11 protein-coding genes are annotated in these 12,896 nt (G+C 71.6%); 6 read left to right on the forward strand and 5 right to left on the reverse strand.

Features of this window, described 5'->3' with window-relative positions:
* Genes J5X75_RS07875 through J5X75_RS07890 form a run of 4 tightly spaced genes read right to left on the reverse strand, consistent with a single transcriptional unit; the run spans position 1 to position 3,692 of the window.
* Positions 1-738 carry an AfsR/SARP family transcriptional regulator gene (locus J5X75_RS07875; RefSeq protein WP_208466646.1) on the reverse strand — a complete coding sequence of 246 codons (738 nt, stop codon included), beginning with the start codon at positions 736-738 and terminating at the stop codon, positions 1-3.
* Positions 735-2,540: an ABC transporter ATP-binding protein gene (locus J5X75_RS45890; protein WP_208466647.1), complete on the reverse strand. Its 1,806-nt coding sequence runs from the start codon at positions 2,538-2,540 to the stop codon at positions 735-737. Before J5X75_RS45890 ends, J5X75_RS07875 begins: the two co-directional genes overlap by 4 nt.
* Positions 2,541-2,598: 58 nt before the next feature.
* Positions 2,599-3,123: a thioredoxin domain-containing protein gene (locus J5X75_RS07885; RefSeq protein WP_208466648.1), complete on the reverse strand. Its 525-nt coding sequence runs from the start codon at positions 3,121-3,123 to the stop codon at positions 2,599-2,601.
* A 35-nt stretch (positions 3,124-3,158) separates the two neighbouring features.
* Positions 3,159-3,692, reverse strand: coding sequence for a MauE/DoxX family redox-associated membrane protein (locus tag J5X75_RS07890; protein ID WP_208466649.1), 534 nt, complete (start codon positions 3,690-3,692; stop codon positions 3,159-3,161).
* 325 nt (positions 3,693-4,017) lie between these two features.
* On the opposite strand from J5X75_RS07890, the gene J5X75_RS07895 reads away from it, so the two are divergent.
* Together J5X75_RS07895 and J5X75_RS07900 are read left to right on the forward strand one after the other, a co-directional pair.
* A complete protein-coding gene (locus J5X75_RS07895) occupies positions 4,018-5,502 on the forward strand; it encodes a sensor histidine kinase (protein ID WP_238487560.1) in 1,485 nt (494 codons plus the stop codon).
* 7 nt (positions 5,503-5,509) lie between these two features.
* Positions 5,510-6,163, forward strand: a complete 654-nt coding sequence (locus J5X75_RS07900) for a response regulator (RefSeq protein WP_274383454.1) — start codon at positions 5,510-5,512, stop codon at positions 6,161-6,163.
* Here the strand turns inward: J5X75_RS07900 and J5X75_RS07905 are convergent.
* Entirely contained in the window at positions 6,081-6,719 is a 639-nt protein-coding gene (locus J5X75_RS07905; RefSeq protein ID WP_238487519.1) for a phosphatase PAP2 family protein, read from the reverse strand. The two genes, J5X75_RS07900 and J5X75_RS07905, sit on opposite strands and share 83 nt — an antisense overlap.
* Positions 6,720-6,913: 194 nt before the next feature.
* On the opposite strand from J5X75_RS07905, the gene J5X75_RS07910 reads away from it, so the two are divergent.
* The 4 genes from J5X75_RS07910 to J5X75_RS07925 all read left to right on the forward strand — a co-directional run bounded on the left by J5X75_RS07910 (position 6,914) and on the right by J5X75_RS07925 (position 12,201).
* Complete coding sequence (locus tag J5X75_RS07910; protein ID WP_208466652.1) at positions 6,914-8,233, forward strand: lipase family protein; 1,320 nt, start codon at positions 6,914-6,916, stop codon at positions 8,231-8,233.
* A 42-nt stretch (positions 8,234-8,275) separates the two neighbouring features.
* Positions 8,276-9,148, forward strand: a complete 873-nt coding sequence (locus tag J5X75_RS07915) for an LLM class F420-dependent oxidoreductase (protein ID WP_372450853.1) — start codon at positions 8,276-8,278, stop codon at positions 9,146-9,148.
* Between the two features lie 223 nt (positions 9,149-9,371).
* On the forward strand, positions 9,372-9,686 hold the full coding sequence (locus J5X75_RS07920) for a hypothetical protein (protein ID WP_208466654.1): 315 nt from the start codon (positions 9,372-9,374) through the stop codon (positions 9,684-9,686).
* Positions 9,664-12,201, forward strand: coding sequence for a CHAT domain-containing protein (locus J5X75_RS07925; protein ID WP_208466655.1), 2,538 nt, complete (start codon positions 9,664-9,666; stop codon positions 12,199-12,201). The genes J5X75_RS07920 and J5X75_RS07925 overlap by 23 nt, the downstream gene beginning before the upstream one ends.
* Positions 12,202-12,896 lie beyond the last annotated feature (695 nt).

The raw sequence follows: 12,896 nt of genomic DNA on the forward strand, positions 1-12,896 counted from the left end.
CTATCGGCTGCGGACGGCGTCGATGAGATGCGTGATCCGGCGGCCGGGAGCGACCCCGAGACCGACGGCGAGGGTACGGCTGAGCCGCTCGTGAACGGCCAGTGCCGCCGCCATGTCACCGCGCTCCACATGCGCCGCCATCAGGTGCTCCCAGGCCCGTTCCCGGTACGGGGCCTGCCGGACCAGCGGTTCCATGGCGTCGATGACGGCGGCCGGGTCGCCGAGCGCCAGTTCCGCCTCGGCGAGGTCCTCCATGGCCCGCCAGCGGCGTTCGTCGAGCGCGTGGGTGACCGCGGCCGCCCAGGACGACCGCAGATCCGCGCATGCCGACGAGCCTCGCCACATCCGCAGCGCTGCCCGTAGCGCGTCGGCACGGTCCGGCGGCGGGGCGTCCCGGGCTCGCCGCAGCAGTTCGTCGTGTTCGGCGAGGTCGGTGGCGACCCGGTGCTTGCACAACACGTACCCCGGAGGTTTGGTCTGGATCGCGTCGGCGGCGCCGAGCCTGGCGAGTTCCTGGCGGAGCGCGCAGATGTGGCCTTGCAGTTTGGTGGTGGCGGTCATCGGCGGCCGGTCGTCCCAGATGGCTTCGAGCAGTTCGGGCACGCTGAGGGTGGTGCCGAGGCCGAGGCTCAGGGCGGCCAGCAGCGCCCGCCGGCCGGGACCGCCGACCGCCATGGGGATGCCCGCCACGGTCACCTCGAGGGGGCCGAGCAGCGACACCCGGACCATCGCGGTCATGGCGTCGTCCCGGTGACGAGGACGTCGTAGCCGGACGCCTGCAACCGGAACAGCTCCGCGTAGCGGCCGTTCGCCGCCATCAGCGCGGCGTGGTCGCCCTGTTCCAGGATCGTTCCGTCGTGCAGGACCATGATCAGGTCGGCGTCCCGGACCGTGTTGAGCCGGTGCGAGATGAGCAGACCGGCACGGCCGCGCCGCAGTGCGGACAGCCGCCGGTGGATCTCGTGTTCGGCCGCCACGTCCAGCCCGGACGACGGTTCGTCCAGGATCAGCAGATCCGCGCCGTCACGCAGGCAGGCGCGGGCCAGGGCCATCCGCTGCCACTGCCCGCCGGACAGCACGACACCGGCGGACGGGTCGGCTTCGTCGGTGAACGCCCTGGTCAGTACGGTGTCGTAGCCGCGGGGGAGGGCACGCAGGGCGTCGTCCACTCCGGCGGTACGGGCCGCGGTCACGATGCGTTCCGGGTCGTCGGCGGCGGTCACGTCCCCGACGGCGATGTTGTCGTGGGCGGACAGCTCGTAGGACATGAAGTCCTGGAACGTCGCCGAGATCCGGGCCCGCAACGAGACCGGGTCCAGGCCGGTGATGTCGGCGCCGTCCCAGCGGATCACGCCCCGCGTCGGCGGGTGGAAGCCGCAGATCAGCTTGACGAGAGTGGACTTGCCCGCCCCGTTCTCGCCGACGACCGCGAGTGAGGCGCCGTACGGGATGGTGAACGTGACGCCGCGCAGCACCCAGTCGTGGTCGGGGGAGTAGCGGAACCAGACGTCGTCGAACTCCAGCCCGCGGCGTAGCGGCGGCGCCTCCGGCAGCGGTACGGCGGGCGCCCGGCCGGCGGCGGTGACGTCCACGTAGTGACCGAACATGATCATCGTCTCGCCGGCCATCGCGAGCTGCTGGACGAGACCCGAGACCGACATCTGTACGGCGGCGAGCGCCGCGATCACCACGACCAGGTCGCCGACCGTGCCGTGGCCGTTCAGCACCTGGCGTACGAAAACGGCCAGCGCGATCAGCGACACCACCCCGGTCAGCGCGGCCAGGGAACCGTCCACCCGCAAGGCGATCCGGTCCTGCCGTCGCTCCTGATCCTGGGCGGCGTGCAGCTCACGCATCATCCGGCCGCGCAGGAACCCGCCGAGCCCGAACAGCCGGATCTCCTTGGCCGCGCGCATGTCGAGCAACAGCCCGGCGTAGAAGGCCTGTCGCCGGAACAGCGGCGCGGTGCGTTCCAGCATCGCGCCGCGCAGCCGGGCCAGCCGGATCTGAGCGACGAGCGTGGGTGCGGCGGCCAGGAACACGAGCGCCGCCACCGGACCCGACCAGACCATCAGAGTGGCGGCGAACGTACCGATCGTGATCAGTTCCTGGCCGACCCCGAGGAACATGGTGCTGAGCTGGGTCGGGGCGTACCTGCTCGCCTCGCCGGCCAGGCGCAGCCGGTCGTGGTATCCGCTGTCCTCGAGTTCGGCGAGGCCCGGATGCGCGGACACCGCGGTGAACAGCTCGGCCTGGGTGCGGACGAGGACCCGTCGTTCGGTCTCCCGCTCCACGTAGTGCGACACGTGCGCGAGGACCGGACTCAACAGGCCCAGGAGGCCCAGCCCGGCGACCCCGGTGACGATCTCGGTCGTACCCCGGGTGGTCAGGCCTTCGATGATCGCCCTGGTGAACCAGGCGACCGCCACCGGCGTCAGCCCGCCCACGACCATGAGGACGACGCTGAGCGCGGCGGCCCAGGGTGCGGCGCCCACGTGGATGGCGAGAGCCCGGCGGATCAGGAACCCCGCCCGTCTCACGGCGCCACTTCCGCTGCGCTCCGGCGCCGCCCTGAGGTGATCTCGCTCGCCGGCTCGCTCATTGGCCGCCCAGCACGTCGTCCAGGCCGTGGTCCCGGTTCAGCAGGACGCCGGCGTCGTCGAAGAGCAGGAACGTCGGTGTCGACTCGGCCCGGAAGGCGGCCATCATGTCGCTCGTGCCGGTCTCGACGATCAGCCGTCCGGCCTTTTCCAGCCGCGGTGACAGTTCGTCGGCGTCGCCGTCGGCGACGGTCAGGACGCTGACCACGGTGATGCCCATGGCGGCCAGGTCGTCGGCGCGGGCCGCGAGCCGGTCGGCCTGGCCGGGGCAGTGGTGGCAGCCGGCCGAGAAGAATCCGATGAGTGCCTGTGTTCCGGCCAGGTCGGTGCGGGACAGCCCGCCGTCCGGTGACGTGAACTCGGGCATCGGGTCACCGGGACGCATCCCGGTGTCGGGTGGGGTGGTGATCTCGATGAGTCTCTGCTCGTTCTCCCGCAGCCGCCGGATGACGGCGCCGGTCAGGACCAGGTCGAGCAGGACGAGCGCGGTGAGGACGGCAACCGCTACGGACAGCACAGCCATGGGTCTCTCCGGTGTGGTCGGTGGTTCCGGACGAGTCAGCGGACGGGGGTCGCTCCGCGGAAGAGCCAGACGATCTCGTCGAGCCAGGCCAGGGCGGCCACGCCGATCGCCGCGACCGCGGCCGCGGCGAGTGCCTGCGGGCCGGTGAGCCCGGTGAGCGGATCGGCGGGACCGGCGAGTGCGCCGGTGGCGACGGCGCAGAGCAGCGCGGCGCGCAGCACGTGGCGGCGCGACACCGGGGCGCTGGACGCCCCGAAGCAGTGGCAGCCGGCCCGGGAGCCGCGCCGGACCGCCGTGGCCAGAGCGACGGTGAAGACGGCGAACAGCGCCGCCGCCAGGGCCAGGCCCACGGTGGCGCCGGACGGCCGGAACAGGGCGGCCACCACGATCATCTCGGCTGCCACGGCCGCGGCGGCGACCGGACGGGCCCGGTGGCGCGGCGCCAGACCGAAGTCCACGACGGCGCCGGCGAACGCCGTGAAACCGGCGCGGCTGCGCAGTTTGCTGATCAAGGAGATGGCGAGAACGCCGGTGAGCAACAGAATGCAGATGACGGTGACGACGCGCATGAGGCCCCCGATGACCGCGTGTCGATGTCTTAACAAGTGCGAATCAACGGTTAGGAAACTACGTCCCTCGATCGATGTCAGTCAACCGCTTCGGTGAAGATTCCGGTATTGAATGTGAGCGCTCACAGGCGTACGAAGATCGTTGATCTTCCTAGTCGCAGCGGATGAGCCAGTGGCAGGGGCCTTATCAAGGCGCTATGTTGTTAGCGCGTCACGTGGCTCTCCGGGTCCGTCGCAACAATCGCGTGCCGATCCGTTTTCCGGCCATTCCGCTGCCGCCGATTCGGCGGTCGGCCGGCGCCGGTAGCCTGGCCCCGTGCTCCGGATGATCTCCCTGGCGGCGGTGATGGCCGCTCCGCTGCTGGCCGGGCCGCTCAACGAGGGCCTGCCGGTGTGGATCACCCCGTTCAGCCTGCTCGCCGTCGTGGCGGCCCTGTCGCTGTGCCGGTCCCGGCCGTGGGCGGCGGCGCTCGGTCTGCTGGGCGCCAGCGCCGTCGACTGGCGGCTCCTGCCCGCCGCGGCGATCCTGTCCTACCTGGCCGGCCGCCGCGAGCCGCCGGCCGCGGCCGCGCTGGCCGGGCTCGCCGGTGTGCTGGCCTTCGGCACCGTGGTTCCGCTGCTGCGCGGCCCCAACCTCTACGGCTGGCTCGTGTGGATCGGCGGAGTGACCGTTCTCGGCCTCTTCCCGGCGCTGACCGGCTCGTTCCGGCGCCTCCAGGCCGAGCTCGTGCAGGCGGGCTGGGACCGGGCCGCCCAGATGGAACGCGAACAGCGGATCGTCGCCGACCAGGCCCGCCTCCAGGAACGCGCCCGCATCGCCCAGGACATGCACGACTCTCTCGGCCACGAGCTGAGCCTCGTCGCTCTGCGGGCCGGCGCTCTCGAACTCGACGGCACGCTCACCGGAGAGCAGCGGGCCGCCGCCTCCGAGGTCCGTGCCGGGGTGACCACCGCGGCCGACCGGCTCAGCGAGATCATCGGCCTGCTCCGCGACGACGACACCCCGCCGCGCCCGTCCGGCGACCAGATCGAGGCCCTGGTCGACCGGGCCGCCGGCTCCGGTGTGCCGGTGACGCTGACGGCCGCGGGCGACATCGGCGACGTGGCGCCCATGCAGTACCGCGCCGCCCACCGGGTGGTGCAGGAGGCACTGACCAACGCCACCAAACACGCCCCGGCAGCCCCCGTGCGGGTGGTCCTCGACCGCACCGGTGACGAGATGACGGTGACCGTCCACAACGAGCCACCCTCGCGCCCGCCGGCGGAGCGCCCGCCGCACGGTGGCCGTGGCCTCACCGGACTCGGTGAACGAGTCGGCCGCGCGGGTGGCGTCCTGCGTGCCGGACCACTACCGGACGGCGGTTTCCGGGTGGTCGCCCGGCTGCCGACACGGCCCGGTCCGGTTCTCGAACCCGGTCCGGATCCCGTCGCACCGGCCGGGCCGGAAACCGCCCGCCGCCGGGCCCGGCGCGGGCTGATGCTCGCAATCGCCCTGCCCGCGCTGCTCACGGCCGGGCTGGCGGGCACCCTGATGGCGGTCTACGCCCACGACAGCCGCACCTCCCACCTGCCGCCGGAGCGGTTCCGGGAGCTGGCGGTCGGCGCGAGCCGCGACGAGGTGGCCGGCCGGCTCCCCGAACGGCAGGCGCCCGAGCACCGCGACGAGAACGGCCCGCCGCCACCGCCCGGCAGCGCCTGCGAGTACTACCGGTCCACCGCCGGGTTCCTGCCCACCCCGTTCGACGTCTACCGGCTGTGCTTCCGCGACGGCCGGCTCGTCGCCAAGGACGTGCTCCCACCGAGCCGCTGAGAGGACCATGTTGATCCGCGTGATGCTCGCCGACGACGAGGCGCTGATCCGTGCGGGCGTCCGCGCGATCCTCGCCGGCGAACCGTCGATCGAGGTGGTGGCCGAGGCCGCCGACGGCCGGGAGGCGGTGGAACAGGCCCGCCTGCACCGCCCCGACGTCGCGCTGGTGGACATCCGGATGCCCGTCATGGACGGTCTCGAGGCGGTCGCCGAGATTCGGCGGACGGTGCCGTCGACCGCCACCGTCGTGCTGACCACCTTCTCCGAGGACGAGTACATCGCCCGGGCCCTGGACGGCGGCGCCAGCGGGTTCGTCCTCAAGACCGGCGACCCGCGCGAGCTCATCGCCGGGGTGCGGGCAGTGGCCGAGGGCGGCGCCTACCTGTCGCCGCGGGTCGCGCGCCGGGTGATCACCCACTTCCGCGGCGGGCACGTGACCCGGGGCGCGGCGGCTCGCGAACAGCTGGCGGTCCTGACCGGGCGGGAACGCGACGTCCTGCGGCTGGTCGGCGAGGGATTGTCCAACGCGGAGATCGCGGTCCGGCTGCACCTCGTCGAGGGGACCGTGAAGGCGCACGTCAGCGCGATCCTGGCCCGCCTCGGGCTGCGGAACCGGGTGCAGGCCGCGCTTCTCGCGTACCAGGCTGAAATGCTCGGATGAGCGGGAGCCGCGGCAGCAGGGTGACCACGATCGCGGTGGCGACGGCCCCGATCAGGAAACCCGCCACCACGTCGTGCGGGTAGTGCACGCCGACGAACACCCGGGAGAATCCGGCCAGCAACCCGACCGGGAGCGCCAGCAGACCCGTCCGCCGGGAGACCAGCAGGATCGCCACGACCAGCGCGGCCGCGATGGTGCTGTGGTTGCTCGGGAACGACCAGTCCCCGGTGGGTGGGCATGCGCTGGCCACGATCGTCAGATCGGGAAAGGTACGGCAGGGGCGTTCCGCGTCCAGGTAGGTCTTCGACCACTCGCTCAGCCCGTACGCCAGCACCACCCCCACGCCGCCGGCCAGCACCCTCGTCAGGGCCCGGCTCCGGCGGGCACGCCAAGCCGTCAGCGCCCACATTCCCGCCAGCAGCACCACGCCGAGCTCGGTGAAATGCGCCATGAAGCCCTGCACGAACTCCGGAGTGGTGGCCGCCCACTCGACGATCGCCCGATACCAGCCACCGGCCACATCCGGAACATTCTCGATCCGCGTCTCGATTGCCATGCCCATGAACCGTAGGCACGGCCGGGCCTCCCGCCATCGGACGTGGGTCAGGACCGGCCCCTGACGAAAGTGAGGGTACTGGAATGAGAGATTGAGCCTCTGGAATGTCTCACTACGTCTGGTTACCGTCCGGTAACCCGCATGAAGCATTGGAAATAATCGATGCCTGTGCGGGCTGACCCGAGGGAGGCCGGATGTCCGTACGAACCCGCATCGCTGCCGCACTGCTCGCCGGAACCGTCGCCGGTGTGACCGTCCTGCCGGCCCAGCTGGCCGAGGCCGTCACCTCACGTGGCGTCAAGATCCCGGCCTTCTACACGCCTCCGGATGTGCTTCCGTCGGCGAACGGCACGCTGATCCGCACCGAACCCCTCAAACTCGCCCTGTCCCTGCCCGGCATCACCGGCACGCTGCCGGGCAAGGCGACGCGCATCATGTACCGGTCCACCGACGCGGGCGGGTCCCCGGTCGCCGTGACCGGCGCCTACATCGAGCCGTCCGCCGCCTGGCGCGGACCCGGCGCCCGCCCGCTGGTCGTGCTCGCCCCCGGCACGATGGGCCAGGGTGACCAGTGCTCCACCTCGCTGGCCCTCCAGAAAGGCCTGGTCATCAGCCTGGGCAGCCAGTCGACGGTCTCGGTCGGCTACGAGATCCTGGCGATGTACCGGTTCCTCGCCAAGGGCATCGCCGTCGTACAGACCGACTACGTGGGACTCGGCACCACCGACCGCCTGCACACCTACGTCAACCGGCTCGACTCCGGCCACGCCGTGCTCGACGCCGCCCGGGCCGCCCTGGCACTGCCGAACACCTCACTCACCGGGCAATCCGCCGTCGGCCTCTACGGTTACAGCCAAGGCGGTGGCGCGGTCGCGTCGGCCGCCGAACTCCAGTCGACCTACGCCCCGGACGTGCCGCTGAAGGCCGGCTACGCGGGCGCGCCCCCGGCGAACCTGGCCGAGGTCACCGCGGCCATCGACGGCAGTGAGCTGCTGGGCGCGCTCGGCTGGTCGGTGAACGGCTTCGCCCAGTCCGAACCGGCCCTCCAGACGCTGCTCGACCGCTACCTCAACGCGGCCGGCCGGTCGACGCTCAAGAAGCTGTCCACGATGTGCGTCGGTGACGCCATCCTCACCTACGCCAACAAACGCAGCACCGCCTGGACGACCACCGGCCAGTCGGTTTCCGAGATCATCAAGGCCGAGCCGGCGCTGCGTGACTACCTCGCCGGGCAGACCATCGGAACGCGCCGGCCCACTGGCGTGATCCGGGTGGCCACCGGTGTCAACGACAACCTCGTCCCCTTCGCGCAGGCCCGTGCCATGGCCGCCGACTGGTGCCGGCTCGGCGGCGAGGTCGTCTACGCCCCGATCAGCCTGCCCAAGGTCCCCAGCCCGGTGATCAACCACTTCGGACCGCTGCTCAGCGACCAGGGCACCGCGGTCGGCTGGCTCGGCGACCGGCTCGCGGACCGCCCGGCCACCACCAACTGCTCGGCCTTGAACGGATCGTAAAAGCTGTCAACAGGGGAGTTTCACTAGGCTGGCGGCATGACGCTGCGCATCGGAGTGATCTTCCCGCAGACCACGCTGGGCGCGGACCGCGGCGCGGTCCGCGCCTACGCACAGGCCACCGAAGAACTGGGCTACACCCATCTGCGGGCCGCCGATCACGTGCTCGGGGCCGACCGGGCCGCCCACCCCGGCTGGACCCGCGCCTACGACGTGGACAGCACCTTCCACGAGCCGTTCGTCCTCTTCGGCCACCTCGCCGCGATCACCTCGCTGGAGCTGGCCACCGCCGTCATCATCCTGCCGCAGCGGCAGACCGCCCTGGTCGCCAAGCAGGCCGCCGAGGTCGACCTGCTGACCGGCGGCCGGTTCCGGCTCGGCATCGGCGTGGGCTGGAACCATGTCGAGTTCGAGGCGCTCGGCCAGGATTTCGACAACCGCGGCCGCCGTTACGACGAGCAGATCACCCTGCTGCGCCGGTACTGGACGGAACGGTCGATCACCCACCACGGCGAGTTCGAGACGGTCACCGGCGCCGGAATCGCGCCACACCCGGTGCAGCGCCCCATCCCGCTCTGGTTCGGCGCCGGCTCGGCGCCCGCCTACCGCCGCATCGGCCGGCTCGGCGACGGCTGGTTCCCGCAGCTCGCACCCGGTAGCGCCGAACTCGAGGCGGCCCAGCGCGTCATCAGCCGGGGGGGCGGCGGGGGCGGGCGCGCCCCCCCCCCCCCCCGGGGGGGGGCCGGCGGCCCGGGGGCCCGCGCCGCCCCCCCCCAGGCCGCGAAGGCGCCGGCGTGGCGAGATTCCGGCGCCACACACCTTGCCGTCAACACCACCCAGCCGGGCATCACCACGGTGGATCAGCACATCGACGCGCTCACCCGGGCTGCCGCAGCCCTCGACCTCAAACCGGCTTGAAACCATTCATCGGTACGCGTGACCTCGCCCCGCCCATTCAGGGCCGCCCCGCCCGGTCGGCGCGAGCCGGCTGCCCGCTCCCGCCTGTGCCGCGCCCGCCGGGCTGAGCTCGGTGGCCCGCGATCTCCCCGGCACTCCAGGCCGTAACGCGCCCGGCCTGAGCTCAACTCCAGCTGACCCTCAGGGCTGTCTCAAGCGCATGGAGACAGCCCTGGGAGCCAGCGTGATGGTCTATCGCTTGGTAGCGAGGGACACCATCGAGGAGAAGGTGATGGCGTTGCAGGCCCGCAAAGCCGAACTGTTCGCCGGGGTGATGGACGGCGGGAAATTCGCCTCCGCTGGGCTCACCGCCTCTGACATCCGCGAACTTCTCGGTCAGGACTCTCGCCTGCCGTGCGCGTCGAAAGAGCCCAGGTGGCCATCGCATGATCCCGCCCCGCACCCAGGAGGCCTGTTCGGTGAACCTCTGTCCGCCAGTTCCCGGGTGGGAGACCTGACCGACGGCGGAGGATGCGATGAACCAGGAACTGAGCGGTGACAAGCGCACTGCGGCGATCGAGCGCATGGTCGCACTGACACAGAAGGTGAAAACCGGCGCCCACAACCTCGACCCGCAGACCCTGCTCGCCGAACTCGATGAGCTGGCTGACCTGATCGGCGACATGCAACCGTACGCCCAGGCTCTGAAAGAGTTCCAGACAGCCGCGCGCGGTATGCTCGCCTGGACCGACGGCGACTTGGCCGGGGTTTCCCGCTTCGCCGCGCAAGCGGCGCAGGCCCGCGACCGGGTGCCACCGGCAACGCTGCGCCACAACGCCGAGATCAACGATGCCATGGCACAGAGCATCGACGCGGCCGCGCACGGCGACCTCGGCGCCGCGGTGGCGGCCGTCGAGCGGGGCATCGCCGCCATCGCCGACCTCGACCCGTCCGATCGGCGCCGGGCACGGCTCGACGACGTCCGGACGACACTCGAGATGTTCGCCCGCCTACAGGCCGACCTTATGGCGGGCGGGACCACGCCGCCGGCTACGGCACAGGCCGACCTCGCCACGATCCGCCGCATGGCACAGCAGCCGCACCTCACCGAAAACGACCGCAGCCTTCGGCTCGCGCTGCTGGCGTTCGCCGAAATGGGGCTCGCCCAGGACTCGCCCGCGGCCCTCGACGCGGCCGTGTCGCAGCTCGAGCAGGTGGTGGCGACGCTGCCCGCCGATCAACCGTCACGACGGATTCCCTTCTTGGTCCAGCTCGGGATGGCACGGCTGCGGCGGATCGACGTGACCGGCGCCCGCGACGATCTGCCCGCGGCCACCGCCGAACTGGAGGAGGCCAGCGAATTGGCGGCCACCTCGTTCCAGGGCCTGCGGGCCGGCATCGCGCTTCCCTTGTCGTACGCGTACCGCTTGGCCGGCCGACTGGGGCAGAGCCGCGAGACGGCCCGGGAGGGATTGCGCCGGCGAGCGTGGAGTGTGCTGCTGCAGGCTCGGACCGCTGACGTCCACGCCTCCGCCCGTACCGCCGCGATGGAGGCGCTGGAGGCTGCCCGATGGTGCCTCAACGACGGCGACGTAGCCGGCGGGGCGGCATCGCTCGACGCGGCGCGCGCGTTGATCCTGTACGCGGCGATCGAGACCCGCGATCTCGCCACCCGGCTGGAGCACGACGGCCAGGTCCAGCTCGCCGGCGAGTGGCGGGCGGCCGCCGCTAACGGCGTGGCGCTGGTGCCGTTCGACCTGCGCCGCCGAGTCATGGCGGCATTGACCGGTGTCCGTGCCGCCGCCGACGGATCGGTATCGGCCGACATCGGCACCGGCCCGGTCCGGCTGCTCGACCCACCGAGCAGCTACGAGATCCAGGCGGCGCTGCGAGCCACGGGTGCCGACGCGCTCGTCTACCTCGCGCTGATCCCCGGCGACCTCACCCGACAGCCACCGACCATGGACGGTGTCGCGGTGGTGATCCGGACCGACTCGCCACCCGCCGCGGTCGCGTTACCGGCGCTGGCCACCGGACCCGTCACCGACCTCGACGCGTTCCTCGCCACGACTGCGCGGGCCTCCGAAGGAGAATGGCGCGACCTGGTCCCCGATGCAGACACCACCCTGGACGGGTTGTGCGACTGGGCCTGGACGGCGGCGATAGGCCCCCTCCTGGAGAAGCACCTTCCGGCACCGACCGGGCGGCCGCCGCATATCGTCCTCATCCCCATGGGCGACCTGACCCGGATCCCGTGGCATGCCGCACGGCGGCAGGCCGGCGGCGAACACCGTTACGCCGTGCAGGACGCGGTGTTCTCGTACGCGGCGTCCGCACGCCTGTTCTGCGACGCGGCCTGGCGCAGCGACGTCGCGGTAAGTGACACCGGGCTCATCGTGGGAGACCCGGACACTGCCGGTGCGGCCGCCGATCTGCCTTCCGCACGGGCCGAGGCGCTGGCGGTGCACGGCGCCTTCTACGGCCGCGCCCACTACCTCGGCCGTACCGCTGACGGCACGGTCGGCCCGCAGGGCGCCGGCACACCGGCCGAGGTACGGTCGTGGCTCAGCGCGCCCGACGGCGGCACCATGCTGCATCTGGCCTGTCATGGCACTGTCACGCCCGGCTCCGACGCCGGCGACACGTCGTACCTGCTCCTGGTCGGTGGCTCCCGGCTCGCCGCCGAGGAACTCGTCCAGGCGGTGTCCGCGGGCCCGGACCGGGCGATCGGGCTCGCCGTGCTGGCTGCCTGCAGCAGTAGCGTGTCCGGCCGCGGCGACGACGAGGCGTTCAGCCTGAGCACCACCCTGTTGGCGAACGGCGTCCGCACGGTGGTCGGCGCCCAGTGGAATGTGCCGGACGCCGCCACATCGGTGCTGATGTTCATGTTCCACCACTATCTGCGCGACCGTGGGCTGCGCCCGGCTCACGCACTGCGGGCCGCCCAGCTGTGGCTCCTGGCATCGGACCGGCAGCCACCTGCCACGATGCCCGCCGAACTGCGGCGCCGGCTGCCGGATCCCGGCGCTGCCGACACGGTTTCCTGGGCCGGCTTCATCCACTCCGGCCGGTGATCGCAGGTCGGGAGGGTCGGTTCCGGTCAGGAGTTGGTGCGGGTTGATTTCGCGGCGGCCCGACGACAGCCGGAACGGCACCGGCCACCGCCAGCGGGTCAGGTCCGCGAGCCGTGCCTAGTTGGCGATCTTGTTGGCGAGGACGGGCAGGCTTCGAGCGGTACCAACCCCTCCCAGCGTGGCATTGAGTTCTCGGTTGAGAGTCGCCGACTTCGCCATCCTCCTACTCGCCTCCGGACTATTCCTCGCCGTCATTGCGAGAACCGAATACGGTAAAGACGATCCGGCCGAAATTCGTGAAACGTCTTCACCCTCCATGGCCAGCGCAGCGAGGCAATCCGCCGCAAGCGTGATGCCGTCACCTGTCTCTCATGCTGCGCCCAGTTCCTCCGTCTGCCGGATCCCGCATCCAACACTGAAACAGCGAATCCATAGCTGGGTTACAGGGCCGGTCAGGTCGCAGCGCGAGCGCTCTCCGGCGGTGTCCCGAAGATTGTCGGGCTCCAAGGTTTCTAACCCGTCCGGACGGCCGGATGCCGAACCGTCCGGGCGACGCGCGGGGGTGCGGGGGTGCCCCCATGACCCTCTTGAGCTGCTGAAACACGCAGGCTTACTATCGAACATGCGTTCGATATGGCCACGCGGTGGGTTTAGGGGAGGTGGTCGATATGCTGTCTCGCAGCACTCCTTGACGG

Origin of the sequence: Actinoplanes flavus, assembly GCF_017592555.1 — a bacterium.
In the GTDB taxonomy this organism is placed as follows: domain Bacteria; phylum Actinomycetota; class Actinomycetes; order Mycobacteriales; family Micromonosporaceae; genus Actinoplanes; species Actinoplanes flavus.

Excerpts from the sequence above, each read along its gene's own strand:
- J5X75_RS07875 (WP_208466646.1), bottom strand. The coding sequence starts at position 738 with ATGACCGCGATGGTCCGGGTGTCGCTGCTCGGCCCCCTCGAGGTGACC.
- J5X75_RS07885 (WP_208466648.1), bottom strand. The coding sequence starts at position 3,123 with ATGGCTGTGCTGTCCGTAGCGGTTGCCGTCCTCACCGCGCTCGTCCTG.
- J5X75_RS07890 (WP_208466649.1), bottom strand. The coding sequence starts at position 3,692 with ATGCGCGTCGTCACCGTCATCTGCATTCTGTTGCTCACCGGCGTTCTC.
- J5X75_RS07895 (WP_238487560.1), top strand. The coding sequence starts at position 4,018 with ATGATCTCCCTGGCGGCGGTGATGGCCGCTCCGCTGCTGGCCGGGCCG.
- J5X75_RS07900 (WP_274383454.1), top strand. The coding sequence starts at position 5,510 with ATGTTGATCCGCGTGATGCTCGCCGACGACGAGGCGCTGATCCGTGCG.
- J5X75_RS07905 (WP_238487519.1), bottom strand. The coding sequence starts at position 6,719 with ATGGCAATCGAGACGCGGATCGAGAATGTTCCGGATGTGGCCGGTGGC.
- J5X75_RS07910 (WP_208466652.1), top strand. The coding sequence starts at position 6,914 with ATGTCCGTACGAACCCGCATCGCTGCCGCACTGCTCGCCGGAACCGTC.
- J5X75_RS07925 (WP_208466655.1), top strand. The coding sequence starts at position 9,664 with ATGAACCAGGAACTGAGCGGTGACAAGCGCACTGCGGCGATCGAGCGC.